We start from the raw sequence: 24,837 nt of genomic DNA, 5'->3' as shown, positions 1-24,837 counted from the left end.
TTGTCTTATTTTTTATTTATACAACACTTGGCCAAGTATCGCTTACAATATAATTATTCGTCATCCTTTTATAAAACTTTACACTTTTTTATTAAAAATATTTAATTTTTCTTTATTAAAATTAATATATGAGCTATTAGCTTGATTTAGCCTTTTATGTTCTTTAATCTCATCCTTTATTTTAGTCATTTTCTCATCAAATAAAGACTTTATTTGCTTATCTACTTCTAACAATCCATTTTCTATTAACATTTTTTTTAATTCATCTTTTTTTATTTCTTCATTTAAAACATCTTCTCTTTGTTGAAGTAAATAATCTATTTCCTCAAACTGTTCATCATTTAGTGTTTTAATAATTTTTAAAGATATTTCTTTATATAAACAAACTTTTTCTTTCATACATTCCTCCATAGAAATACTAACTAGCAGTTAAATAATTCATTTGAGAATTAAATCTATTCATACTCGATTCTAATGTTGCAAATCGTTTATATAATTGAGTTTCTTTTTTCTTCATTTTATTTTGTAATTCTTTAATCATTTGTTCTTGTTTTCTAATTTGTACAGAGTAAAGGTTATTTGAAGCTGAAGCTGTTTTTTCTAATCCAGCTTTTTTAGCAAATATAGAAGTTGAAGTCCCTACATATTTATACATAGTACTCTTCATATTTTCTAATACACTATCTGTGTTTTTTGATAAAATAGAATACACTTGATCTCCATTATTTTGTAATGCCTTTGTGAATTTCTCTTCATCTATATATAATTGACCTTTATCATTATAGTTAGAAGCTGACTTAATTCCCATTTTATTAAGTTCTTCCATTTTGTCACCAAATATAGCTTTATTCATATTATCCATAAAAGCTCTCATATCTTTATCATTTCTTAGTAAACCTATCTTTGCCTTTTTTTCCCATCTTTCAATTTCCTCTTCACTCATATCTTCTTTTTGAGCATCTGTAAGAGGAGGATAATCTGCATTTTTCTTTTGAGTTATAAAATCATACATTTTATCCATTATTTTATTATAATCTTCTACGAAAGTTTTCATCTTATCAACTACAGATTTTGTATCTGGTTTTGATGTCAAATCAGACGTTCCAGTTGAATTAACTGTATATGTAATTCCATCTCTTGTAAATGTGTTTAATTTTTCTGTCAATATTTTTTCTGTCATTGTTCCATCTTTTGATGTTACCTTAATATAACTATTACTACCTTGAGCTTCACCATCAAAACCAGGTGGTGGTGTTTCAATAGTAACGTTTCCGCTTGCATCTACAATCTCATTTATTTCTTGCAAATTTAAAAAAACCAAACTAGAAGATGTACCTAATGAAACTCCACTCGAATCCACATCTACTATTTTAAGTTTAGATTCAGTTCCTGTTTCCTTAGAAACTATAGAAAACTGACCCGTCATTTCACTATAAGTAGCTTTAATTTCGCCAGACATACTATCATTAATATTTTTAATCATAGTTTCAACAGTATCTGTTTCTTTTAATTCTATTATTTTACTTTCTTTACCATTACCTAAATCTATTTTAAAACTTTTAGTTCCTGATAAACTTAATTCATTTAATTTTGTATCATTTTTATACCCTTTACCCTCCCAATCAACACTAACTTTTGGTGGTTTTGCCAATTTTTTGACATCAAAACTGTAATCAACATTATTTGCTCCTGCACTTCCCGTTGCTGTAATCACATTTTCATTTGAACTTGATACTGACATAGTAGACCAACTTTTACTATTCATTATACAGTCAGGAGAAGATGTAGTAAGATATTTATCATAAAATCCTTTCATTTCTTTTATAGTATCTCTATATGTCTCTTGTTGCCATTTAATACTTTGTTCTTTCTGTTTAGCTTTATCCACCTTATTTTGCTCTAGTTTAAGCATATCTTTTATCATAGTATCTGTGTCCATACCAGTTGCAAGCCCTGGTATTCTTACACTATTTATAGTACTCATACACTCACCCCTTACTTACTTATTTTTATTTTTTTATCTACATCATGCCACATGTTTCTTACTTCTTCTATCAAAGGAAGTACATTATCTATTATACTTATATCTTTTTTTATATTAGCTCTTATAAGCTCACTTTTTATATAATCGTAGATATTATATAAATCATTCATATGTTTACCTAAATTTCTATCAATAGTTACCATAAGTTCTATAAATATATCTTGAACTCTAACTAATTCCTTATGAGCTCTAGACATATCTTTTTCCATTATTGCAAGCCTTGCTATTTTTGTATATTTAACAGCTCCATCTACTAGCATTAATAATAATTGTTCTTTAGATGCTGTATTTACTGAATTTTGTTTATATGCATTATATGGATTAGTTGCGTACATACAATCCCCCTCAACTATTTAAAAAATTTCATTATACTTTTTTTATTTGTTATTGCTTTTTCATTTTCTGTTTTTACATTATCATATACTTCTTTTCTAAGTATAATCTTTTCTCTAGGAGCTTCAATAGCTAATTTAACACTTCCATCTTCTATTTTAGCTATCTTTATTTCTATGTCATCTCCTATTAGAATTGATTCACCTTTTTTCCTAGTAATTACTAGCATTTTCTTCACTCCCTGTTAAAGGATATTTTATATCATAGTTATCATCTTGTAATATTATTTGTTTCCCTTTATTATTTTTTATATTTATAATTATAGGAGCTTTTAAATTTACAGTACTTTTATTTAATGTTTTTCCTAACGTTATTAAACTTAAAACTAATGTATCTTTCGGACTTTTTATATCTAACTCTTTTATAGTTTCCTCATTTAAATCTATTTCGTAATCATTTTTTATATCAAACGGAGTAATTGCTACGAATCCTATATTTTCATCTTCTATTGAGTTAATAAGTTTAAACTTAGGATTTTCCTCTAGAGTGCATATACTAAATTTTTTTAAATTTTCAAATCCAGGTATTCCTTTTTCAAATATTACTTCCATTTTTTCCTCCTAATTATCTTAGATAATCAAGTATTGTAGGTACTGATAATTTTGCACCTACTTGAACTGATGCAGTATATATAAGTTCTGCTGATTTCCATTCTATATATGTTTTAGAATAATCTACATCTTGATCTAAAGATAATATTGATTTCATATTTAATATATTTTCTTCGTTACTATTTTTAACACATTCCGCAGTATTTACTCTAGCTCCCATTTCCGTTCTGTTATTTAAAGCATGATTAAAGAAAGTATCAACACCTTTCATTAAATCCCCCATTAATTTATTTTTATCTTCGTCTGTCTCAGTTCCTTTTCCCATCTTATTAAATATCTCTGATATACTATTTAAATTTTTCAAAGATTTTTCATCACTTCCTACTAATTCCACAGCAGATACATTATAATCTAATACTATTCCATCAGATATTGAGGCATTTAAATTTCCACTACTTGAATTATTCAACGTTAGACTTACTGTTCCATCTGGATTTTGTACAACTTTGGCTGGTTTTTCATCTGTTACATCGCCACCAAATATAAATTTTCCTCCATGAGTAGTATTTAAAACTTCACCTAATTCTTTCATTTTTTCATTCATTTCTGTACTTAAAGCTTTCAACTCATCTGGTCCATACGCACCATTTCCAGCTTTAGTTATTAATGCCTTTATATCACTAACTGTAGTTCCTAATTCATTTAATGCTGCATCTGTATTATTCATCCAGCCTACAGTTTCATCTATATTATAATTGTATTTTTCAACATTTTTTATTTCACTATTTAGACTTAATATTTTAACAGCTTTGTGAGGGTCATCTGATACTCTATTTACCATCTTGCCTGTATTAAGTTTCGTATTTATATTATCCATTTTTTGTAGATTATTTTGCAAATCAAATAAATAATTTTTTGTCATTGCTGAATTCGTTATTCTCATAATATCCTCCTATATTATTTCACTAGTCCATTTATTACTACATCTAATAATGAATCTATTGTAGATACAACTTTAGCACTTGCATTATATGCATGTTGAAATTGTATTAAACTAACCATTTCTTCATCTAAAGATACTCCTGAAACACCTAATCTAGAATTATCTATATTAGACATTACTGCACTTTGATTTTTTTGATTTCTTATAGCTTCTTGTGTAGCATTTCCTAGTTTTTGAATTGTATTGTTATAGTACTTATCTATGGTTATATTTTCTCCATCTATAGTTATTTTCTTATTTTTTAAATCATACATTTCAAGAGCTTGATCTGATGTCAATTTTAATTTAGTTACATCTTTTAATATATCTTCATTTACTGATAGTATTGGCTCTTTTGAATCATCAAATGTAAATAATGGGCCTTTAGAATCTCCTCCTAATATTTTATTAACTTCAGTAGCTACACTTTTACCCAATTCTTTTAAATCATGTGTATACCCATCTAATATTCCATTCTCTTTTACCAAATCTATTAAACCTGATATTTCTCCAGATACGCTTGGTATACTCTTCATTTCATCTTCAGTTATTTTATCATCAGTTAATGTATCACTTACTTTTGTTATATCTTCACGTATTTTTTTTATATCTTCTTCTTTTAGATTTTTCTTGTCTCCTGGTATATTTAGTTTAAAACTAAGATCATCTATTATTCTATCTCTTTCATCATATAAATCATTTGGTACTTTACCATTATTTTCAATATTTTTTATATCTTTATTAAGATTTTCAAGATTTGTCAATATATCATCTATTTCCTTAATATTATCTTTTAATTGTTCTGTAGCACCTTGTTTTGAGTTTTCCAATTGCTTACTAGCTTGACTTATATTATGTGCTAGATATTTACTATTTTGAACTACTATACTTTTAGCTCCTTTATCATTAGGATCTTTTGACAGTTCATGCCAACTTGTAAAGAAATTATTTATTGATGCTGATATAGCAGTATCGGAAGGTTCATTAAATATAGCTTCCATATTGCTATAGTAATTATATTTAACATTAGTTTCTCCATGCTTATGAGCTTCACTTCTAAATTGGAAATCGTAAAAAATATCTTTTGTTCTAGTTATACTATCTACTTTAACTCCAGTACCTAACTGACCTGGTCCCATACTACTATTGTATCCTGGATAACTATAAGCACTGCTTGCACTTTGATTAACTTTTTGTCTAGAATATCCCGGAGTATTAACATTACTTATATTATGTGATGTTGTTTGTATTGCTGTTTGACTTACACTCATACCTGAAGCGGCTGTATTAAGTGTTCCAAATAATCCTGGCATGATTTACCTCCATTATGTATTTTATTTACCTACTTTTCCATAAGCATTATAAGTTTTCACTCCATTATTAGGCTTTATGAAGTTTATCATTTTTTTAGTGAAAATTAATTGTTGTTTTAAAAGCATATCATTTGCTTCTTTTTGTATTTCTAACATTCTTAACGTACTTTTTATTTCTTCATAAGCTTGTTTAATATTTTCATCATTGCAACTAGCTACAACTTCTTTTATATCTAATCCACCATTCATAACTTTTCTTCTTTTAATTTCTAATGTAGCTAGTTCTTTAGATACAGTTTCTAAATTTCCTGCTATTGCATCTAATTTAATAACTTCCTTATTTATAATTGCTTCATATTGTTCATCAAGAAGGTTCAATAAATTCTTCAATAATTTTTTTTCATCATAGACAATTACTTTTAACTCTGGACTCAACTATATTTCTCCTTTCATTTTCTCAATCATTTTTCTTGCTAAAGCTTTTGAATCTATTTTGTAAGTGTTGTTTTCTATTCTACGTTTTAAGTCTTTTATTTTTTCTATGTCCATCTCTCCTCTACTCTCGCTAACTTTATTTAAATATTTTGCCTCATCTGATATTTCTATAGTATCCGATCTATTTTGTTTTTTGTTTAATTGATCAACTTTATTAGTTTTATAAACGTTATTAATTAAATTCGAGGTAACCGATCCTATTTTCATCCCTATTCCTCCTTGTATTTCTAATTTTATTATTCTGCCATTTTAATTTTAGATAATCTAATCGCTAATTTGTTATCTAGTATTATACTTTCTCCACTTGCTATTTCTCTTCCATTTATATTTATATCTAAATCTTCATCTAAGAATTTATCTAAAACTATTACATCATCCACTTTTAAATTATCTATTCTTCCTAATTTTTCTTTTGTAGTTCCTACTGTAACAGTTATAGTTAACTCTGTATCTAGTATAGATTGCATACTATCTATAGGTACTGGTTCTTCTTCTTGCAATTCATCAAATTCTACTTCATATACATCTTCCGTTTTTAATACTACTGAATCCATATTTTTTCTCCTTATTTATATATGTCTATTAAAAGTCCTTGTATATTGTCTATTGTTGATGCAACATCAATATTTTCTTTTTGATCATAAATTAGTGCTTTCGTTAAATCTTCAAGTTTTTCGTTTATTGTATTTACTGTCGTAAAGTGGTCAGTTTCCCAAAAACTAGTATTTTTATTTAAATCATATGTGTAATCAACCACTGATTTTAAATAATCTTTTATTAATTTTTTATATGTAATTACATCTGTGTAATTTTGAGTTACGGTTAACCTTTCACCAACATTTTTTATTTCCTTTATATATAAATCTAATTCTTCTTTAGTTTTTGATCTATTAGCTTGATTAAAACTATCACTAAAATCTAATTTAGGTTTTGTATTTGTACTTTCTACTGTTAATACTGCATTTATACCTATATTTTGTATCTTCATATTTTATCCTCTATAATATTTCATTACTTTTGGTACATAATTTTGAGTTTCCTTAGGCATTTTATATATCTGTGCTATAGAGGTTACCCCCCTCCTAGCCATTCTACCTGGTCCTCCATTAAATGCCATTAAACCCATCTCAACATTTCCATTATATTTATCTAAGTATTCTTTTATATGCCTTGTTCCTGCATCTATATTTTCTTCTATATTAAACGGGTCTTTAACTCCTAAATCTCTACAATTTTCTGGCATCAATTGCATTAAACCTTTAGCTCCAGCTGATGATACCACCTTAGGATTAAAGTTAGATTCTACTTTTATTATTGATTTTATAAGATTTGCATCTACGTTGTATTTTTTAGATGCAATAGAGACAGCATTTTCTATTCTTTGTTTAGTATCTTCACTTTTAGATGTAACTTCTATTTTATTACTTGTTTGTATAGAATTTTGAGTCTCTAGACCAAGCCCAATATTTTGGTTTTGATTTTGACTTAGTTTATTTAAATTAGCAGTTTTATTAACATTACATGTTTCATTATTATTTGCCATCGCTCTTAGTAAACTTATCAATACCATATCAAATACATCACCACTATTGTTGCTACTCGAGTTACATGTACATTGATTAGTGTTCCCTACTGATAAGTTCGACGTTATATTTAAAAATTCCATTCCATTCATAATTATATCACCTCAATACAGTTAGTTAATATAGTTAATTATACGTACTTTGTAAATATTACTTAAGTTTTTGCGTAAATTTTATGAATAATTCTTTATTTTACTAAATATTAATAAATTGTAATAATTTCTTACTATTTCTGCAACTGTTTTGTAATTATTTTCAAATATAATAGTGAATATACTTATTATTTTTTATAAAAGGAGATATAAATATGAATTTAAATAAAAAACTAAAAATCAATAATATATTGAGAAAATCTTTTGCTCTTCCATTAGTAATTAGCATATCTTTTGCTGCAATGGGTTTTAGTAGCTATAATAATTATATAAATAGGCAATTTAATGATTATGTTGTCTTTTATCCTCAGCACCAAGATGACGAAGTTTTATGGGCAGGGAGTGCTATTGTTGAAGCAATAAAAGAAAAAGGACAAGATAATGTATTTGTAGTTCAAGTATCTAACGGTTCTGGTATATCTGTATTCAACAAGTATGATAAATACAAAAATCTAACTAGAAAAGAAAAAACTGAATATAGAAATAGAGAATTTTTAGCTTCTGTTGAAAAATTAGGTGTAAAAAAAGAGAACATAACAATTTTATCAAATATAAACAAATCTGACACTACAGATTTTAATCTTATGGAAAGAACTGCTCTTAATTTTGAAAAAAAATATAAAAATATAACTCATGTTGCACATACTTATAAATTGGACGATCACTTACAACATTTAAAAAATGGTGCTGTTATACAAAGCTTATATAATTCTGGAAAAATTAAAGATGTAAAATATTTTATAAAACCTGGATTTGAATCAGATATTCCTATGGGTGAAAAAATCATATACAAATCTAATTCTAATGAGGATTATGACAAAGTTAAGAATGCTTGTGAACAATATAAAATTATAAATGAATCTGAAAATAGAGAAGGCATAGGTTATAAATCAGACCACAAATCTTTTGATAATTTAGTTCTAGATAAATCAGTTCCTGCAATACTTCACACTCCTAATATATAATTTTTATAAGATATTTAACTTGTAAATATAAAAAAGAAAGATACTGCTAAAACTAATAGTTTTCACAGTATCTTTCTTTTTGTTAGGTTTTTATCTATATTTATATTATACAATTAGGTCTAAATATCCACTTGGATGGAAGTAATATATGTTTGTAGTATTTTTATCTACAAAATATCCTAAATCACCATCAACATTTGGTAAAAATACATATCCACTAAGATTTTTTTCTTTTAATACTTCAAATGTATTTTCATCTCCTTGATAAATATATTCAACATTTGAATTACGCATTTTTAAAAGTTCTTTTGATTGTTCTAAATTTAATTGTTCTATAACTTCAACTGTACTTTTATTTTCATCTTCTTGTTTTATAACTTCTTGTTTTATAACTTCTTGTGGTTGATTATTTTCTTGTTTAATTTGTTGTTCTTTTTCTACATTTTCTATTTGTTCTACTTGTGAAATATTTTGTACAACTTCTGGCTTAACTACATTAATAACTGCTTTTTCTTCATCTATTTTTTGTTCATTAGCTTTTGGTTCTTCTTTTGTATCTAATCTTTCTGTGCTTTGAACTATTTCTTTTTGTGTTTTAGGTCTATCATTTAAATCTTCTGCAAAGCTTGTACTATTTAAAGGACTTATTATTAATAATCCTCCACATAATATTGATAATGCTTTTACTGCTCTTTTCATTTTAATCCCTTCCTTTTTTATCATATGTATTATTTATATAAATTCTATTTTTTGTTTGTCTTGTGTTTCTATATTTAAATATTATCATATTGATTTTACATATAACAGTTACACCCTTGTTACTTTAGATTACAAAGGTGTAACTTTTTATCATCCTTATCTTTGAATGTAATTTCATTTTATCAACTTGCATATTTGTCGTATTTTTGAATTTTTTCCATTGTTTTTTAATTGATTTTTGAATTTTTTATTTTTTTTATTGCATTTTTCTAATATTTCATGCTATTATAATATTAGTTCTAATAATAAATCGTAGTGATAATTAATTTAATATAAATATATAAAAGAGGTGGTTTTTTTGAAAAAAAAATTAGGATTAACAAGTAAGATTTTTATAGGAATTTTTTTAGGTATAATATTTGGATTCTTTATAAAAAACATGCCCGACGGTACTTTGAAAAATGTAATTCTATTAGATGGGATTTTAAAAATACTAGGGACTGGATTTATAAGTGCCATTAAAATGTTAGTAGTTCCTTTAGTATTTATTTCATTAGTTTGTGGTTCTTCTTCTATGGGAGATATAAAAAAACTAGGTAGAATAGGTGTTAAAACTTTTTGTTTCTATTTACTAACTACTGCCTTAGCTATAACATTAGCTCTTGGTGTTGGTAAATTAATTAATCCTGGTGTTGGACTGGATATGTCTGGTTTAGTAACTCAAAAAACAACTATTGGTGAAAGTAAGCCTTTAGTAGATATGATTCTTGCAATGATACCAACTAACCCAATTCAATCACTTGCTAGTGGTGAAATGTTACAAATAATAGTTTTTGCTTTATTATTAGGTACTGCAATGAGTATAGTTGGTGAAAAAGCTGATCCAGTAAGAAATTTATTTGAATCTGCTAATGAGATATGTATGAAAATGGTTAGTATGATAATGCTACTAGCACCTTTTGGTGTATTTGCTTTAATAACAAATACATTTGCTACAGTAGGTTTGGAAGCTGTTGCTTCTCTTTTAAAATACATGCTTGCTGTTTTATTTGCTTTGTTTTTACAAGCATCAATTGTTTATTTAGGTATGATTAAATGTTTTACAGGACTTAAATTAAAACCTTTTTTAAGAAAATTTGCTGGTGTTGCTGCAGTAACTTTTTCAACTGCTTCAAGTAATGCAGCTCTTCCTTTAACTATAGATAGTATGGAAGAAATAGGTGTTAGTAATTCTGTTGCTTCATTTACTTTACCTTTAGGAGCAACTATAAATATGGATGGTACTGCAATAATGCAAGGTGTTGCTTGTATATTTATCTCCCAAATATATGGTATACATTTAGGTGTCGGAAGTCTTTTAACTATAATTTTAACAGCTACTTTAGCTTCAGTTGGTACTGCTGGAGTTCCTGGAGTTGGTATGATAACTTTATCAATGGTTTTAACATCTGTTGGTCTTCCTATCGAGGGTGTAGGATTAATAATGGGAGTTGACAGATTATTAGATATGGCTAGAACTACAATTAATGTAATGGGAGATTGTGCTTGTACGTTAGTTGTTAGTAATATGGAAAAAGAATTAGATATAGATAAATTCTATTCTGAAGAATCTCAAATTGAAGCTGTATTATAATATAACCTAATCATCACTTAAAATAATAAAGAGTTGGATAGTTACATTTTAGTAACTCTCCAACTCTTTTTCACACTTTATTATAATTGTAATGAAGCGCCTTCCCAATCTTTTATAAAGTTTTCTATTCCTTTATCTGTTAAAGGATGTTTCATCATTTGTTTTATAACTTTTAATGGAACAGTAGCTATATCAGCTCCCATTCTAGCTGCTTGTGTTACATGTATTGGATTTCTTACACTTGCAACTATTACTTGTGTTTCTATTGCGTTTACATCAAATATATCAACTATTTCTTCTATTAATTCTAATCCATTTTGTCCTATATCATCTAATCTTCCTACGAATGGGCTTACATAAGTAGCTCCAGCTCTAGCTGCTAAAAGTGCTTGTGCTGCTGAGAATATTAATGTTACGTTAGTTTTTATACCTTTAGATGAAAGTATTTTTGTAGCTTTTAATCCTTCTGCTGTCATAGGTATTTTTATAACTATATTTTTATGTATTTGACTTAATTTTTCAGCTTCTTTAACCATATTTTCATGCTCTAAGCTTATAACTTCTGCACTTATAGGTCCATCTACTATAGACGTTATTTCTTTAACTACTTCTATAAAATCTCTTCCTTCTTTAGCTATTAAAGATGGGTTTGTAGTAACTCCACAAACTACACCTAAATCATTAGCTTCTCTTATTTCTTCTACGTTAGCTGTGTCTATAAAAAATCTCATTTTTTTATAAACCTCCTTTTATTTAAAGTTTTATATATATATTTAAAATATGACTTCCTAATTATAACATACCTTATCATATAAAATAAAAAGTCCGCTTATATTATACAATTTTTTATTATATTTTAACAAGCCTTGTTCATAATTATATATTATTATCTAAATTTAACAGTATTATTTCCAATTGATTCTAATATAGCTAATGATTCTAATCTAATATTGTTTTTTTGCAAAAGTTCTCTACCTTCTTGGAATCCTTTTTCTATAACAATTCCTATACCCATTAAATTAGCACCTGCCTGATCTATTATATCTTTAAGACCTAATGCTGCTCTTCCATTTGCTAGGAAGTCATCTAAAACTAATATATTTTCACCTTCATTTAAATATCGTTTAGAAACCTTCACACTATATTCTTTTCCTTTTGTAAAAGAATATACATTTGTTTCATATACATCTTTATCTAAATTTTTAGATTCTGATTTTTTAGCAAAAACTACTGGTACATTTCCAAAATATTGAGATGCTATTGATGCTATTGCTATTCCTGATGCTTCTATTGTAAGTATTTTATCTATTTTCACATCATTAAATCTTTTTTTAAATTCTTTTCCTACTTCATTTAAAAAACTTACATCTATTTGATGATTTAAGAAACTATCAACTTTTAATATATCATTGCCTACTATGCTTCCTTCTTTTAATATCTTTTCTTTTAATAATTCCATTTAATTTTCCTCCCAATAGTTTCTTATTTTTGTATTATTAAATTGTTATATATATTTTTCAATCATATTTTCTATATTCTGTATAGTTGCATCTTCTTTAGTTACTTCATCTATTTTTTCACCATTTTTATATATTGCTACAGTAGGAAGTCCTAATACCTTTTGCGTTATGGCTAATCTTTTTGCCCTTGTAGTATCTAGCTTACAAAATTTTATTTTTCCTTTATATTTGTCAGCTAACTTTTCAACTTCAGGCAATAAATTTTTGCAAGGCTCGCATGCTTGACTTAAAAAATCAACAGCTACGACACCTTCGCTAGATAATACTTCTCTTTCAAATGTATCTTTATCAACACTAACCATCTTTTAGATTTTCCTCCATTTTATTTATTTCCTATAAATTCATCTGCCATTATAGCTGCTATTGCTCCATCACTTGATGCAGTTATTACTTGTCTCACAGACTTTGATCTACAATCACCTGCTGCAAAAACTCCATCTATACTAGTCTTCATATTTTCGTCTGTTATTATGTATCCTATTGAATCCATATCTAATTTATTCTTAAATAAACCTGTTTTAGGTTTATTACCAATAAATATAAATAATCCCATAGTTCCATCTTCTTCTTTACAAATGTATTCATTAACTTCATTTGTTATAGTATTCTTAAAAAATATAGATTCTAAAATACCATCTCCCTTTATTTCTTCAATAACAGTATTAAATAAAAAGCTTATTTTTTCATTTTTACGTGATTTTTCTTCTAGTACTTTAGTACATTTCAGATTACTATTTCTATAAACGATAGTTACCTTTCTTGCAAACTTAGTTAAGAAAATAGCTTCTTTTACAGCACTATCTCCCCCACCAACTACGAACACTTCTAAATCTGTAAAAAAGTCTCCATCACATATCGCACAATAAGATACACCTTTTGATATAAATTCTTCCTCTCCTTTTATACCTAACTTTTTCGGTGTTGTACCTGTTGCAATTATAAGTGTCTTACATTTATATTCTTTTTTCTGTCCTTTTAATAATTTTATATCTTTTATTATTTCTACTTCTAAAATTTCATCTTTTATTATTTCTGCTCCAAAACTCTTCGCTTGTTCAATCATCCTTTTTATTAATTTTTTTCCTGTCAAAGATTCTTGAGCACCTGGATAATTTTCTATTTCATAAGTATTTAAAATTTGGCCTCCAATTTGAGTTTTTTCAATTACCAATGTTTTCAATCTCGCCCTTGATCCATATATTGCAGCAGATAAACCAGCAGGTCCAGAACCTATTATGATCAAATCGTATAATTCATGCATACAGACTCTTCCCCCCTGTATTAAAATAATTTCTTATAAATTAAAATCGTTTATTTCATCTAACCATTCTTTTATAGTACTTATAACACTCTCTACACATCCTTTTTCAAAAGGAGATTTAAGATTTCCTATATCTACTATTTCTAAAAATGATTTAGTTCCGCCTACCTTACAAATATTAATATAATCATTCCATCCATTTTCTTTATCTTCTCTTATCTTTTTCCAAAATTGTAATGCACATATTTGAGCTAGTGTATAATCTATATAATAAAATGGATTTTTAAATATATGACCTTGTTTAAACCACCATCCACCTTTTTCTAAAAAATCACAGCCTTCATAGTCTTTGTGAGGAAGATAAACTTTCTCAAGTTTTCTCCATATTTGTTTTCTTTCCTCTTTACTCATATTTGGATTTTCATATATATAGTGTTGGAACTCATCTACTACTATTCCATATGGTATAAATTTAATTGCTGAAGACATATGTGTATATTTATATTTTTCAGTATCTTCTTTGAAGAATAAATCCATCCAAGGCCATGTGATAAATTCCATACTCATAGAATGTATCTCACAACTTTCGTATGTTGGGAAATTTATTTCTGGCATTTCAATATAAGTTGACATATATAATTGGAATGCATGCCCAGCTTCATGTGTAAGTACGTCTATATCATCTGATGTTTGATTAAAATTTGAAAATATAAATGGTGATTTATACTTAGGTATATATGTACAATACCCTCCAGCTGATTTTCCTTTTTTAGTTACTAAGTCCATAAGTTCATTGTCTAACATAAAATCAAAGAACTCTTTTGTATCTTTGGATAATTCACTGTACATTCTTTTTCCATTTTCAATAATATACTCTGCATTTCCTTTTGGAGTTGCATTACCTGTTGAAAATTCAAAATTCTCATCTACATAATTAAGATTCTTTAGCTTTAATCTTTTTTCTTGTCTTTTATAAATCTCTTTAGTTAACGGAACTATATAATCTTTTACCTGTTCTCTAAATTTAACAACCATATTTGCATCATAATCAGTTCTCATCATTCTTATATAGCCTAATTCTACAAAATTTTCAAACCCAAGCTTTTTAGCTATTTTATCTCTAACCTTAACTAATTTATCAAATAGTTCATCAAACTTATCTTCGTTTTTTTCAAAAAAACTATAATATGCTTTAGATGATTTTATTCTCATATCTCTATTTTGAGATGACATAAATTTTCCTAATCCAGATAAATTTCTTTCTTTTCCTTCAAATAATATTTTTGCTGAAGCTAAAAGTTTTGTATACTCAGAGCTTAATTTATTTTCTTCTTGCAATTCTTGTATTATACTAGAATCAAATGATTTTAGTGAAAATTGAGCAATACTAAAGAATTGATTTCCAAATTCTTTTTTTATATCATCTTTAAACTTAGAATTAACTATGGCCTTATAAAATAAAGAATTCAATTCTTCATATAAAGGTGAATACTCATCCCAATATTCCCTTTCTTGTTCATAAAATATGTCTAATGTGTTTATACTGTATCTTATAGATGCAATTGTTGACATACTTTCTACATCATTTCTAATTATATTAATATCACTTATTAATTTACTTTGTTCCTTATATGTACATACATTATTAAAATTATTTAATAAATCTAACAGTTGTAATTTAACATCTTTATAAGATGGTCTTTTATATTCAAATTCTGAAAATTTCAAAATATCCACTTCCTTTTTCTAATTTAGTTATATATAAAATTATACAATACTACATATAATTACTAAATACTAATTATATTTAAATTTCTTTGATTTTTAACTTATATTTTTTACATTAATCTTCATAATTTTAATGAAATCATATTTAAGTATTTCTTTATCTTGTTATTTTTCTAGATAATGTAGCTGTCCATACACCTACCATTGTTACACCTAAAAACATTTCTACCCCTGATAAAAATACACTAAATCCTTTTGGGATTATATCTCCATAACCTACTGTAGTAAATGTAACTATGCTAAAATAAAAAGCTCTCATAAAATCTATAATCAAGTTATTTACAGGTAATTCATTTAAAATTATCATCTTATAATTTATAGTATGACCATTAATATCTAATCCTGAAAACATATACATAATTGTAAAAATCAATACTATTTCTATCGATGTTATTAGTGCATATGTTGGTCGTTCTCCATATCCACATAAAATCCAAAATATATATGATTTTACTTTGTTAAATCCTTTAAGTGATTTATGCTCTGTGCATTTAGATAAAAAATAATATTCACCTGCCATATTTAATAATCTATTATTTTCAAATTTATATGCTATATTTCTATATACCTTTGATACTTTTTCATAATTATTATTTTCTATTCTTATTTTATCTATAAAAGTATTTTCATCTAATTTACTTAAGAAATCATCTTCAAATTCTAGTTTTTCTATCTCACTATTCACAATCTTAAACGCTCTTAAATCGCAGTCCATTATATTAATTTCATTTATATATACTTTTTTTAGAATTGAATTTCTTAAATTAGTTAATACAAATTTTGTATTGTCTATTTTACTGTCTAAAAATATAGTGTTTTCCATTAAACATTCTTTAAAATAACAATTTTTAAATATAGTTTTCTCCTTAAAAATAGCTATTGCATATGTTGAATCAAAAAATTTACATTTATTAAATGTTACATTTTCTAATATGCAATTTGAAAATATAGTTCCATAGAATGTACAATTTTCAAAAATAATGTTTTCAAATTTACACATCATAAATTCATTATACTCTATTTTACTATTTTCTATTATTTTTAAATTTTTATTGATTTTGCTTTTATCTCTTATATCCTTATTCTTAATAGACATAAAATTAATAGATATATCATTTTCTATTATATATAAATTTTTATCATATTTTTTTAAATCAGCTTTTTTATATGACTTCATCTTAATATAATAATTTTTATTTCTTTCAGCTATTCTTTTGTCTAGTTCCTCATTTATATTTTTCTTAATTTTATCAAAATTATCAAACTGCATTTTATCACCCTATAATTTAATACTTTGTTCATTAATTTAATCCTTCATTTTAATTTATTTATAAAATTTTAACTAATATTTTTTATAATATTAAACTTTTATATTCTAGCTTCCTTCTAAATTTAATATAAATATATAAATCTTTTATTATAATTTAGACAATAGTACAAATCTCTAGGAGGTTATATTATGAATAATAAACTTAAAGAGTTAGAAGAAAAACTACCAAAAAACTGTTGTTCTTTTTGTTCTCATCTTTCTTTAAAAGGTCCTAATAGTGATTATAAATATGATATAAAATGTGTAATTTTTAATATATGTCCTAAACCTACTAATTCATGTGAATTTTTTGAACCAGAATATACAACATTATCTACTGAGAATTTAGATACTACTTATATAAATTTTCTTGAAACATGTCTTCGAATAAACTATGAAGATTATTTAAATTCAATATATTGGAAATTATTTAAAGAGAAAGTTTTATTTGAATGTAATCATAAATGCTCTATTTGTGGCTCAAGTGAAAATTTAGATGTTTATCATATACAAAAAAATTTAGGTAGAGAAAGTTTAAGTGATGTAATTGTCTTATGTTTAAACTGTAAATTAGATAGTGAATAATTTTTTTTTACCTCCACATAATAAACTTGTATTTAATTTAAAGGAGGTAAAATTCATATGGCAAATACTAATTTAAAATGTTCTGCTCATAATTGTGGTTATAATAATTCTGGTGACTGTTATGCTGGTGGCATAAATGTAGATGGTAAAAACGCTACTACTACATCTAGTACCGTCTGTTCTTCGTTCATAGACAAAGCTAATGGAGAATTTACTAATACTTCTTCAAGTGAAAATTGTGTATGTACCGAAAACATTAAGTGTGAGGCTTATAATTGTAAATATAATGAAAATGAATCTTGTAATGCAGATCAAGTAAAAATAAATGCTAATAATGCAAGTTGTGAAACTTTTTGCTCTAAATAATAAAAAAGGAAGTATCTTTAATTTTAATTTTAGATACTTCCTTTTTTAAATTTAACAATTATTAATTTTTAACTAAATTTTTTTCTTCATAAATTGTAACGTTCTCTTCATTATTTAAAACTCTCAACACTCCAAATGCAAGTGATTCTAATTCATTTTCTCCTGGTATAATTTCAACAGGAGCTATAAACTCAACTCTTTTTTTAATCATAGATGTCATATTCTTAGAATATGCAATTCCTCCTGTTATAACTATAGCATCAACATTTCCATTTACTACTGTAGCTAATTCTCCTATACTCTTAGCTATTTGATAAGCCATTGCTTCGTAAACTAATTTTGCTTTTTCATTTCCCTCGCTTACCATCTTTTCTACTTCTCTTAAATCTACAGTATTTAAATATGAAACTACTCCACCTTTGCCTCTAATCATTTTAAGCATTTCTCTATGAGTAAATTCTCCAGAGAAACACATATCTATTAGTTTTTTACACGGAACCCTTCCTGATCTTTCTGGTGAGAATGACCCTTCATCATCAGAAACTATATCTACCATTCTACCTTTTTCATGTATACTAATACTTATTCCCCCACCTAAATGAGCAACAATTAAATTTAAGTCACTGTACTTTTTGTCATGATTTTTAGAGTATTTTATAGCCATGGCTCTAGAGTTTAGTGAATGACTAAGACAAGTTCTATCCATGTTATATACTCCAGAAGGTCTTGCTATTTCTATAAGCTCATCTACAGCAACTGAATCGTATATATATGCATTTAAACCTAAAGGTTTTGCTATTTCATAAGAAATAAGAGCACCTAAGTTTGAAGCATGTTCTAATATTGGTCTATTTTTTAATCTGTCTATCATCTCATCATTTACTAAGTAAGCCCCTGATTTTACAGGAGGAAGTAATCCCCCTCTTCCTACTATGGCGCTTAATGTTTCTACTGGTATATTATTTTTTTTAAGTACATTTAAAACAGCATCTTTTCTCATTGCAAATTGCTCTTGTACATTATTGTATTTTTCAATTTCATCTGTTGGATGTTCTATACCTTCTACTAATATTTGTTTTTCATTATCATATACTGCAATTTTAGTAGATGTAGATCCTGGATTTATAGCCAATATTCTATAAGTCATATTTATATCCCCTTTTAAACTTATTTTTTATCGTTTGTACAGATTAATTTGATTGTAAGCATTCTTTATTAACTAATTTCATTCCTTCATTAAATGCTTTTATATTTATATCTATAAATTTCTCTTTAACATTATTTCTTATAATACTTTCCCAGTCTATATGTTCTAATTCCATAGATTTTACTAGAGAACCTAATAATATAACATTCATTATTTTTGCATTACCAAGTTCTATAGCTTTATCTGCTGCATTTAGTACTCTTGCATTAAGTCTTTTTAGTTCTTCATCAATTTCTTTTTCTAGATATTCAGCTTTACCTGTTAAAACAGCCATAGAATCCATTTTATAATTATTTACAACTATTTTTCCTTCTGGTTTTAAATATTTTAACCATCTTAATGCTTCCATTTTTTCAAAAGATACTAATATATCTGCTCCACCTAATTCTATAACTGGAGAATATACACACTGACCATATCTAACTTGTGAAGAAACTGATCCTCCCCTTTGGCTCATACCATGTATTTCACTCATCTTAACGTCAAATCCAGCTTCCATTAACCCTGTAGTTAATAACTTACTTGCAAGTATAGTTCCTTGACCTCCTACACCTACTAAAAGAACACTCTTAGTCATCTTACATTACCCCCTTTGATATTGCTTGTTTTGATATTGCTTCTTTTGGACATACCTGTGCACAAACATTACATCCTACACATTGATTTTTGTCTATATTGGCTACTTTATTTTCTTTATCAAAGGATAATGCTGGACATCCAGTTTTTATACATAATTTACATCCCACACAACTTTCATGGTCAATACTACATTTATCTGTGAATGGTTTGTTAAATTCTTCTATATCTTGTTTAGAGAATTTTTTAAGTACACATGGCCATCTAGTTATTATTACTGATGGTTCATCTAAAGCTAATGCCCAATCTAGTGTTTCGTTTACTTGTTTTAAATCATTTGGATTTATAACTCTTATATTTTCTATTCCGCAAGCTCTCACTAAATTTTCTATATCAACTTCTTTAGTTTCTTCTCCTTGTAATGTATATCCTGTTCCTGGGTTTTGTTGATGACCTGTCATTCCAGTTATTCTATTATCTAATATTACTGATATAGAGTTTCCTTTGTTATATGCAACATCTAATAGTGAGTTCACTCCTGTATGGAAGAATGTTGAATCTCCTAAAACACCCACTACTCTCATATTGTTGTCTTTTTTCATATTAAGTACCTTTTGAGCTCCATGTCCCGCACTTAAACTTGCTCCCATACATACTATAAAATCAAGTGCATTATAAGGCTCTGCAAATCCAAGAGAATAACATCCTATATCCCCTGCTATCATTATATTTTTTCTTTTTCCTATTTCATAGAAAAATCCTCTATGTGGACATCCTGCACATAAACTTGGTGGTCTTGGTACTACTAAGTCTTCATTAAATTCTATTGTGTCATTTGTTTTTCCAAATATAGATTTTCTTATATTATCTGGTGTCATTTCTCCAAATGGAGGTAATACATCTTTTCCTATACAATCAATTTTATTCATTTTTAATTGTTCTTCTATAAATGGATCATTTTCTTCTATTACATATATTTTATCTACTTTAGAAGCAAATTCTTTTATTTTTTCTATTGGCATTGGATTTGTAAATCCTAGTTTCATATATGATGCATCTTTTCCAAATACTTCTTTAGCATAATTTACACACATCCCTGAAGCTATTACACCAATTTTAGTATCATTCATTTCATAAGAGTTTAAATCTGTAGTATTTGAAAATTCTTGAAGTTTTTTAGTTCTTTCTTCTACAACAGCTCTTCTCACTCTTGCAAACGCTGGTACTGTTACCATCTTAGATGCATTTTTAACATAATCTTTTATCTTTACTTCTTCTCTATCATAACATTCTACTATTCCCTTTGAATGACATAGTCTAGTAGTTACTCTGTATAAAACTGGAGTATCAAACTCTTCACTTACTTCAAATGCTTTTTTTAACATGTCTTTAGCTTCTTGACTAGTTGATGGTTCAAATAAAGGTATTTTAGCAAATTTAGCATAATTTCTATTATCTTGTTCATTTTGAGAAGAGTGCATTCCTGGCTCATCTGCTGATATTAAAACCATACCACCATTTACACCTGTATAAGCATATGTAAATAATGGGTCTGCTGCTACATTTACTCCGACATGTTTCATAGAAGCCATTGTTCTTGCACCTGCTATAGATCCACCAATTGCTGATTCTAAAGCAACTTTTTCATTAGGTGCCCATTCTGCTGATATATCACCTTTATATTTAGCTACGTTTTCTAATATTTCAGTACTTGGTGTACCTGGGTATGCAGTTGCATACTTAACTCCAGCCTCATAGGCCCCACGAGCTATCGCTTCATTACCTGTCATTAATTGTTTCATACCTATTTATCCCCCTATATTTTTTTTATTAATATGTTAAGTATTACCCCTACTTACTTCTCACCTATTACTTTTTTGCTTTCTATATACTCAAGCGCATTTTTTATAATGCGAGGAGCTATCTTACATTTACTTTCAGAAACTGCACAAACAGCAAATCTTAATCCCATTTTTAATGGAACTAGATATAAATTATCTTTAGTTAATTCTTCACACACTTCCATTGGATTTTCACAAGGTATACTTACAAAGAAACCATCTCTATATGGAAGTATATCAAGACCTATTTTTTCTGATTCTTCTACAAATGTCTTTGCTCTTACACTTAACATCTTTTTATATCTATCTTTATCTTCATTATATTCTTTATATTTTTCACTATCTTTCATTATATTTGATAGAAGTGTCATAGCTCCCCTATTACAATTTGACCAGTTTGCTCTACAAGAATGTACACAAGAATAATGGAATTCTTCAGCTACATTTTCACAAGATGTTATCCCTATAGCTGCTCCCATTCTCATTCCGTATGCTGTAAATCCTTTAGACATACTAAATCCAACTATAACTAAAATATTTTCTGGTAAATTTGAGAATTTTTTAAAGAATGCTCTACTATTTTCTTTTGTTGCAAAATCTATATATGCAACGTCTACAAATAATATTATTTTTTTATCTTTGTTTTTTGCTACATCTTTAGATAAATCTAAAATTTTATCCCACTCATCATCTGATACACTATATCCAGTTGGATTGTGAGCAGGTGTATTTATAATAGTGAATATTCTTTCTTGTTTATCTGATATCTCTAAAAATTTATTTTTAAATGATTCAAAATTAAAATTATTACTACTATCAAATAATTGATATGTATCTATTTTTCTACCAACTTCTTCACTTATAATCACATATGGACTCCAAAACCAATCTGATGTTAAAATTTGGTCTCCTGGATTAGTATAATTGCATACAGCCAATTTTATTGCTCCACTTCCACCCGGTGATGCAACTACCCTAATATGTCCTTCTGGCATATACTCTTTAAAACAAGCTTTTTTTACTGCTTCTATATATTCTGGTTGACCTGCTAATGAAGCATACGCTGCTATATCATTATTTTGGATTGACTTATACTCATTATATACAGTCTCCATAGTTATAAGTCTTCCATAGTCATCCATAAGAGCTCCTATAGTAGCATTAATTACATTTTCTCTACCTATATTTTTTTCTGCTCTTTGAGCTCTTTCAGATAAGTTAAAAATTATATCTTTTTTTCTTGGCCATATTGCATGCTTAGCTGCCATACTTTGACTCATAAAATCTACCTCCTAAATACTTTTGTGTATAATAATATTATAAGCAATTACCATGCCAATGATTTATTTTTTTATAATATCTATAATTTATTAACTCTGTATCCTATTTTGATTTAATAAAAAATATATTAGACTTATTTTGACTTTAAATTTATAGCATATTATTCTTTGCAAATCAAAAAGTGTTAACATTATTTAACCTAAGTTTACTAATGTTAACACTTTTTAATTCTTCATGTTATTTTATTGCACTTCTTCCACAATGCAGTTCTACTTATACCTAGAATTTTAGCAATTTCAGTTTTACTTAACCCTTGATTAATTAGCATCTGTATAACTTTTTCTTCTACATAATCATTTATTTCTTTTAAATTTATATTAATATTAGTATTAATATTAGTATTAGTATTAGTTATATCAATTTTATCATCATAATCTATACACTCGGTTACTTCATTTTCATCTAATTTTATTTTACCTGTAATAACATACTTCTGAGCCACATTTTTTAGTTCCCTTACATTTCCTGGCCAATTATATCTTTGTAATTTACATATTTCATCATTATTTAAGTTAAAATCAGACTCTATTACGCCTATATTATTCATATCTTCATTATTTAGAATATCTTTAACAAATTCATTAAATAATAAAATAATATCCTCTTTTCTTTCTCTAAGAGGAGGTATATTTATTTCTAAACTACTTAACCTATAAAATAAATCAGCCCTAAATGTAGAAGTCTTTATCTTATCTCTCAAAGTTTCATTAGTTGCAGCTATAATTCTAATATCTAAAGGTATTATTCTATCTGAACCTATTCTCATTATTTGCCTCTCTTCTATAACTCTTAAAAGTTTTGTTTGTAAATTTAATGGCAAACTATTTATCTCATCTAAAAATAATGTACCTTCATGAGCTAATTCAAAAAGCCCCGGTTTTCCACCTTTTCTAGCTCCAGTAAAAGCTCCTTCTTCATATCCAAATAATTCACTTTCTAGTAGACTTTCAGATATTGTCGCACAATTTATAGCTACAAAAGGCTTATCTTTTCTTTTGCTTATATTATGTATGCTTTGTGCTAAAACTTCTTTTCCTGAACCACTTTCTCCATATAATAAAATCGTATAATCTGTTATTCCTATTTTTTTAGCTTCATTTATAAATTCTTTACTCTTTTTATCTTTAAATATATAGTCTTTAAATGTATATTTAGCATATAATCCCTTTTTATTTAAGTCAAACCTTATTTTTCTTTCTAGTTTTTGAAGATTTGTTATATCTTGTATTATACCTAGCACACCATAAATATAACCATCCACTTTTACTAGTGTTGCTCTTGTATTTACTACAAAATTATTTATATATCTTATTTTTCTTTTACTATCTTTTTTAGTGTGTAAACACTCTACTAACCAGTCCATATTAGGAAACATATCTAATATATGCTCATTAAAAACTTCATGTTTATGTTTCTTTAATATTTTATTTGCTGATTCATTATATAGTGTAATATGTCCCTTATTATCAATAGCAATTATTCCGTCTTGTATTCCATCTAAAATGTTTCTTAAAATTTCATTGTCTAGCTTTTCTTCATCTAATGTATCTAGTAGCTTTTTACTATAATTTATAGCTTCTTTTATAGAATCATCACTTGCATTTATAAATACGCTGTCCATACCATATTGTCTTGCAAATGAACATGCTATTCCACTTCCAACTATTACAATATCATCTTTTTTATCTATATATTTAATTATTTTATTTCTTATATCAAATTTTGATTTAAACCAATCTTCTGTAATACTTATATTAAGTATACATTTCCATTCATCATAGTTAAAATTAATTTCATCATATCCTAAAATTAGTACAATCTCTTTTGAATAAGTACTTGCTATTTTTATAGCTCTTAAAATATCTATTTGCTTCATATTAAGAGGTATTACTGGTACATTTACAGTTTCTAATATTAATTTATATCCTCCGCTTCTACCAATTATAGCTTGAGCACCCTTTTCTACTAATATTTTACCTTGATCTTCTAATATTTCTACATTTAAAATATCTATTAAGATATTTCCCTTAGACACATCTTCAGGATATAATTCTTCTATTCGTTCTTTAAGTTCAATATCAGATGCTATTACACCTATTACCTTTTTCAAATTATATATCCTCCTAATCTTTCTTGTATTAATATTAATATTCATTTTTCATTATATCAAATAATTAATTATACGAATTCATAAAAGACTACTTATCTGAATATAATTTATAAAGTTAATCTA

28 protein-coding genes are annotated in these 24,837 nt (G+C 26.7%); 4 read left to right on the top strand and 24 right to left on the bottom strand.

The features are described 5' to 3' along the window. Positions 1-78 precede the first annotated feature (78 nt). The 12 genes from CHF27_RS02380 to CHF27_RS02325 are packed head-to-tail and all read right to left on the bottom strand — an operon-like array spanning position 79 to position 7,453. Positions 79-399 carry a hypothetical protein gene (locus tag CHF27_RS02380; protein WP_095405892.1) on the bottom strand — a complete coding sequence of 107 codons (321 nt, stop codon included), beginning with the start codon at positions 397-399 and terminating at the stop codon, positions 79-81. A 19-nt stretch (positions 400-418) separates the two neighbouring features. After that, positions 419-1,984 carry a flagellar filament capping protein FliD gene (fliD, locus tag CHF27_RS02375; RefSeq protein WP_095405891.1) on the bottom strand — a complete coding sequence of 522 codons (1,566 nt, stop codon included), beginning with the start codon at positions 1,982-1,984 and terminating at the stop codon, positions 419-421. A gap of 11 nt (positions 1,985-1,995) precedes the next feature. Further along, positions 1,996-2,379: a flagellar export chaperone FliS gene (gene fliS / locus CHF27_RS02370; protein WP_095405890.1), complete on the bottom strand. Its 384-nt coding sequence runs from the start codon at positions 2,377-2,379 to the stop codon at positions 1,996-1,998. A 14-nt stretch (positions 2,380-2,393) separates the two neighbouring features. Then, complete coding sequence (gene csrA, locus CHF27_RS02365; RefSeq protein WP_095405889.1) at positions 2,394-2,606, bottom strand: carbon storage regulator CsrA; 213 nt, start codon at positions 2,604-2,606, stop codon at positions 2,394-2,396. After that, positions 2,590-2,988: a flagellar assembly protein FliW gene (fliW, locus tag CHF27_RS02360; protein WP_095405888.1), complete on the bottom strand. Its 399-nt coding sequence runs from the start codon at positions 2,986-2,988 to the stop codon at positions 2,590-2,592. Before fliW ends, csrA begins: the two co-directional genes overlap by 17 nt. Positions 2,989-3,001: 13 nt before the next feature. Beyond that, entirely contained in the window at positions 3,002-3,931 is a 930-nt protein-coding gene (gene flgL / locus CHF27_RS02355) for a flagellar hook-associated protein FlgL (protein ID WP_095405887.1), read from the bottom strand. A 14-nt stretch (positions 3,932-3,945) separates the two neighbouring features. Next, positions 3,946-5,283: a flagellar hook-associated protein FlgK gene (gene flgK, locus CHF27_RS02350; protein WP_095405886.1), complete on the bottom strand. Its 1,338-nt coding sequence runs from the start codon at positions 5,281-5,283 to the stop codon at positions 3,946-3,948. A gap of 21 nt (positions 5,284-5,304) precedes the next feature. Then, positions 5,305-5,718: a flagellar protein FlgN gene (locus CHF27_RS02345; RefSeq protein WP_095405885.1), complete on the bottom strand. Its 414-nt coding sequence runs from the start codon at positions 5,716-5,718 to the stop codon at positions 5,305-5,307. Next, complete coding sequence (flgM, locus tag CHF27_RS02340) at positions 5,719-5,985, bottom strand: flagellar biosynthesis anti-sigma factor FlgM (RefSeq protein WP_095405884.1); 267 nt, start codon at positions 5,983-5,985, stop codon at positions 5,719-5,721. A 29-nt stretch (positions 5,986-6,014) separates the two neighbouring features. Then, positions 6,015-6,332 carry a FliM/FliN family flagellar motor switch protein gene (locus CHF27_RS02335; RefSeq protein ID WP_095405883.1) on the bottom strand — a complete coding sequence of 106 codons (318 nt, stop codon included), beginning with the start codon at positions 6,330-6,332 and terminating at the stop codon, positions 6,015-6,017. A gap of 11 nt (positions 6,333-6,343) precedes the next feature. Next, positions 6,344-6,766 carry a YaaR family protein gene (locus CHF27_RS02330; RefSeq protein WP_095405882.1) on the bottom strand — a complete coding sequence of 141 codons (423 nt, stop codon included), beginning with the start codon at positions 6,764-6,766 and terminating at the stop codon, positions 6,344-6,346. Positions 6,767-6,769: 3 nt separating this feature from the next. Then, entirely contained in the window at positions 6,770-7,453 is a 684-nt protein-coding gene (locus CHF27_RS02325) for a lytic transglycosylase domain-containing protein (RefSeq protein ID WP_095405881.1), read from the bottom strand. A gap of 215 nt (positions 7,454-7,668) precedes the next feature. Between CHF27_RS02325 and CHF27_RS02320 the strand changes: the two genes are divergently transcribed. Then, entirely contained in the window at positions 7,669-8,478 is an 810-nt protein-coding gene (locus CHF27_RS02320) for a PIG-L family deacetylase (RefSeq protein WP_243444924.1), read from the top strand. 105 nt (positions 8,479-8,583) lie between these two features. Here CHF27_RS02320 and CHF27_RS02315 read toward each other — a convergent pair whose 3' ends face one another. Next, a complete protein-coding gene (locus CHF27_RS02315; protein ID WP_095405880.1) occupies positions 8,584-9,177 on the bottom strand; it encodes a hypothetical protein in 594 nt (197 codons plus the stop codon). 349 nt (positions 9,178-9,526) lie between these two features. Between CHF27_RS02315 and CHF27_RS02310 the strand changes: the two genes are divergently transcribed. Further along, positions 9,527-10,810 (top strand): dicarboxylate/amino acid:cation symporter, encoded by a 1,284-nt coding sequence (locus CHF27_RS02310; protein WP_334293868.1) that lies wholly within the window; start codon positions 9,527-9,529, stop codon positions 10,808-10,810. A gap of 80 nt (positions 10,811-10,890) precedes the next feature. Here CHF27_RS02310 and fsa read toward each other — a convergent pair whose 3' ends face one another. The 6 genes from fsa to CHF27_RS02280 all read right to left on the bottom strand — a co-directional run bounded on the left by fsa (position 10,891) and on the right by CHF27_RS02280 (position 16,649). Then, on the bottom strand, positions 10,891-11,541 hold the full coding sequence (gene fsa / locus CHF27_RS02305) for a fructose-6-phosphate aldolase (protein WP_095406410.1): 651 nt from the start codon (positions 11,539-11,541) through the stop codon (positions 10,891-10,893). Positions 11,542-11,696: 155 nt separating this feature from the next. After that, on the bottom strand, positions 11,697-12,269 hold the full coding sequence (locus tag CHF27_RS02300) for a xanthine phosphoribosyltransferase (RefSeq protein ID WP_095406409.1): 573 nt from the start codon (positions 12,267-12,269) through the stop codon (positions 11,697-11,699). Between the two features lie 45 nt (positions 12,270-12,314). Then, the gene (trxA, locus tag CHF27_RS02295) at positions 12,315-12,632 is read right to left on the bottom strand and encodes a thioredoxin TrxA (RefSeq protein WP_095406408.1); all 318 of its coding nucleotides are present in this window, start codon (positions 12,630-12,632) and stop codon (positions 12,315-12,317) included. 20 nt (positions 12,633-12,652) lie between these two features. After that, positions 12,653-13,591, bottom strand: a complete 939-nt coding sequence (gene trxB, locus CHF27_RS02290) for a thioredoxin-disulfide reductase (RefSeq protein WP_095406407.1) — start codon at positions 13,589-13,591, stop codon at positions 12,653-12,655. Between the two features lie 33 nt (positions 13,592-13,624). Further along, positions 13,625-15,319, bottom strand: coding sequence for a M3 family oligoendopeptidase (locus CHF27_RS02285; protein WP_095406406.1), 1,695 nt, complete (start codon positions 15,317-15,319; stop codon positions 13,625-13,627). 157 nt (positions 15,320-15,476) lie between these two features. Further along, positions 15,477-16,649 (bottom strand): ion channel, encoded by a 1,173-nt coding sequence (locus CHF27_RS02280; RefSeq protein ID WP_095406405.1) that lies wholly within the window; start codon positions 16,647-16,649, stop codon positions 15,477-15,479. Between the two features lie 189 nt (positions 16,650-16,838). Here CHF27_RS02280 and CHF27_RS02275 point away from each other — a divergent pair, with 189 nt between their 5' ends. Both CHF27_RS02275 and CHF27_RS02270 read left to right on the top strand, forming a co-directional pair. Beyond that, positions 16,839-17,273, top strand: coding sequence for a hypothetical protein (locus CHF27_RS02275; RefSeq protein WP_095406404.1), 435 nt, complete (start codon positions 16,839-16,841; stop codon positions 17,271-17,273). A 57-nt stretch (positions 17,274-17,330) separates the two neighbouring features. Next, positions 17,331-17,639 (top strand): DUF1540 domain-containing protein, encoded by a 309-nt coding sequence (locus tag CHF27_RS02270; protein WP_095406403.1) that lies wholly within the window; start codon positions 17,331-17,333, stop codon positions 17,637-17,639. Positions 17,640-17,700: 61 nt separating this feature from the next. Here the strand turns inward: CHF27_RS02270 and buk are convergent, their stop codons facing one another. From buk to CHF27_RS02245, 5 genes are all read right to left on the bottom strand, one after another. Beyond that, positions 17,701-18,786, bottom strand: coding sequence for a butyrate kinase (buk, locus tag CHF27_RS02265; RefSeq protein WP_095406402.1), 1,086 nt, complete (start codon positions 18,784-18,786; stop codon positions 17,701-17,703). Between the two features lie 43 nt (positions 18,787-18,829). Continuing rightward, complete coding sequence (locus CHF27_RS02260; RefSeq protein ID WP_095406401.1) at positions 18,830-19,423, bottom strand: indolepyruvate oxidoreductase subunit beta; 594 nt, start codon at positions 19,421-19,423, stop codon at positions 18,830-18,832. 1 nt (position 19,424) lies between these two features. Then, complete coding sequence (gene iorA / locus CHF27_RS02255; RefSeq protein WP_095406400.1) at positions 19,425-21,224, bottom strand: indolepyruvate ferredoxin oxidoreductase subunit alpha; 1,800 nt, start codon at positions 21,222-21,224, stop codon at positions 19,425-19,427. A gap of 53 nt (positions 21,225-21,277) precedes the next feature. Then, positions 21,278-22,543, bottom strand: a complete 1,266-nt coding sequence (locus CHF27_RS02250) for a pyridoxal phosphate-dependent aminotransferase (protein ID WP_095406399.1) — start codon at positions 22,541-22,543, stop codon at positions 21,278-21,280. Between the two features lie 233 nt (positions 22,544-22,776). Continuing rightward, entirely contained in the window at positions 22,777-24,714 is a 1,938-nt protein-coding gene (locus tag CHF27_RS02245; RefSeq protein ID WP_095406398.1) for a sigma 54-interacting transcriptional regulator, read from the bottom strand. Positions 24,715-24,837: the final 123 nt, after the last annotated feature.

The organism is Romboutsia maritimum, from assembly GCF_002251085.2.
Lineage (GTDB): Bacteria > Bacillota > Clostridia > Peptostreptococcales > Peptostreptococcaceae > Romboutsia_B > Romboutsia_B maritimum.
Note: the sequence above shows the minus strand (reverse complement) of the source record. Positions and strands in the feature narration are given on the sequence as shown.

Coding starts and splice junctions, on each gene's coding strand:
- CHF27_RS02380 (WP_095405892.1), bottom strand. CDS start 399: ATGAAAGAAAAAGTTTGTTTATATAAAGAAATATCTTTAAAAATTATT.
- fliD (WP_095405891.1), bottom strand. CDS start 1,984: ATGAGTACTATAAATAGTGTAAGAATACCAGGGCTTGCAACTGGTATG.
- fliS (WP_095405890.1), bottom strand. CDS start 2,379: ATGTACGCAACTAATCCATATAATGCATATAAACAAAATTCAGTAAAT.
- csrA (WP_095405889.1), bottom strand. CDS start 2,606: ATGCTAGTAATTACTAGGAAAAAAGGTGAATCAATTCTAATAGGAGAT.
- fliW (WP_095405888.1), bottom strand. CDS start 2,988: ATGGAAGTAATATTTGAAAAAGGAATACCTGGATTTGAAAATTTAAAA.
- flgL (WP_095405887.1), bottom strand. CDS start 3,931: ATGAGAATAACGAATTCAGCAATGACAAAAAATTATTTATTTGATTTG.
- flgK (WP_095405886.1), bottom strand. CDS start 5,283: ATGCCAGGATTATTTGGAACACTTAATACAGCCGCTTCAGGTATGAGT.
- flgM (WP_095405884.1), bottom strand. CDS start 5,985: ATGAAAATAGGATCGGTTACCTCGAATTTAATTAATAACGTTTATAAA.
- CHF27_RS02335 (WP_095405883.1), bottom strand. CDS start 6,332: ATGGATTCAGTAGTATTAAAAACGGAAGATGTATATGAAGTAGAATTT.
- CHF27_RS02330 (WP_095405882.1), bottom strand. CDS start 6,766: ATGAAGATACAAAATATAGGTATAAATGCAGTATTAACAGTAGAAAGT.
- CHF27_RS02325 (WP_095405881.1), bottom strand. CDS start 7,453: ATGAATGGAATGGAATTTTTAAATATAACGTCGAACTTATCAGTAGGG.
- CHF27_RS02320 (WP_243444924.1), top strand. CDS start 7,669: ATGAATTTAAATAAAAAACTAAAAATCAATAATATATTGAGAAAATCT.
- CHF27_RS02315 (WP_095405880.1), bottom strand. CDS start 9,177: ATGAAAAGAGCAGTAAAAGCATTATCAATATTATGTGGAGGATTATTA.
- fsa (WP_095406410.1), bottom strand. CDS start 11,541: ATGAGATTTTTTATAGACACAGCTAACGTAGAAGAAATAAGAGAAGCT.
- CHF27_RS02300 (WP_095406409.1), bottom strand. CDS start 12,269: ATGGAATTATTAAAAGAAAAGATATTAAAAGAAGGAAGCATAGTAGGC.
- trxA (WP_095406408.1), bottom strand. CDS start 12,632: ATGGTTAGTGTTGATAAAGATACATTTGAAAGAGAAGTATTATCTAGC.
- trxB (WP_095406407.1), bottom strand. CDS start 13,591: ATGCATGAATTATACGATTTGATCATAATAGGTTCTGGACCTGCTGGT.
- CHF27_RS02280 (WP_095406405.1), bottom strand. CDS start 16,649: ATGCAGTTTGATAATTTTGATAAAATTAAGAAAAATATAAATGAGGAA.
- CHF27_RS02275 (WP_095406404.1), top strand. CDS start 16,839: ATGAATAATAAACTTAAAGAGTTAGAAGAAAAACTACCAAAAAACTGT.
- CHF27_RS02270 (WP_095406403.1), top strand. CDS start 17,331: ATGGCAAATACTAATTTAAAATGTTCTGCTCATAATTGTGGTTATAAT.
- buk (WP_095406402.1), bottom strand. CDS start 18,786: ATGACTTATAGAATATTGGCTATAAATCCAGGATCTACATCTACTAAA.
- CHF27_RS02260 (WP_095406401.1), bottom strand. CDS start 19,423: ATGACTAAGAGTGTTCTTTTAGTAGGTGTAGGAGGTCAAGGAACTATA.
- iorA (WP_095406400.1), bottom strand. CDS start 21,224: ATGAAACAATTAATGACAGGTAATGAAGCGATAGCTCGTGGGGCCTAT.
- CHF27_RS02250 (WP_095406399.1), bottom strand. CDS start 22,543: ATGAGTCAAAGTATGGCAGCTAAGCATGCAATATGGCCAAGAAAAAAA.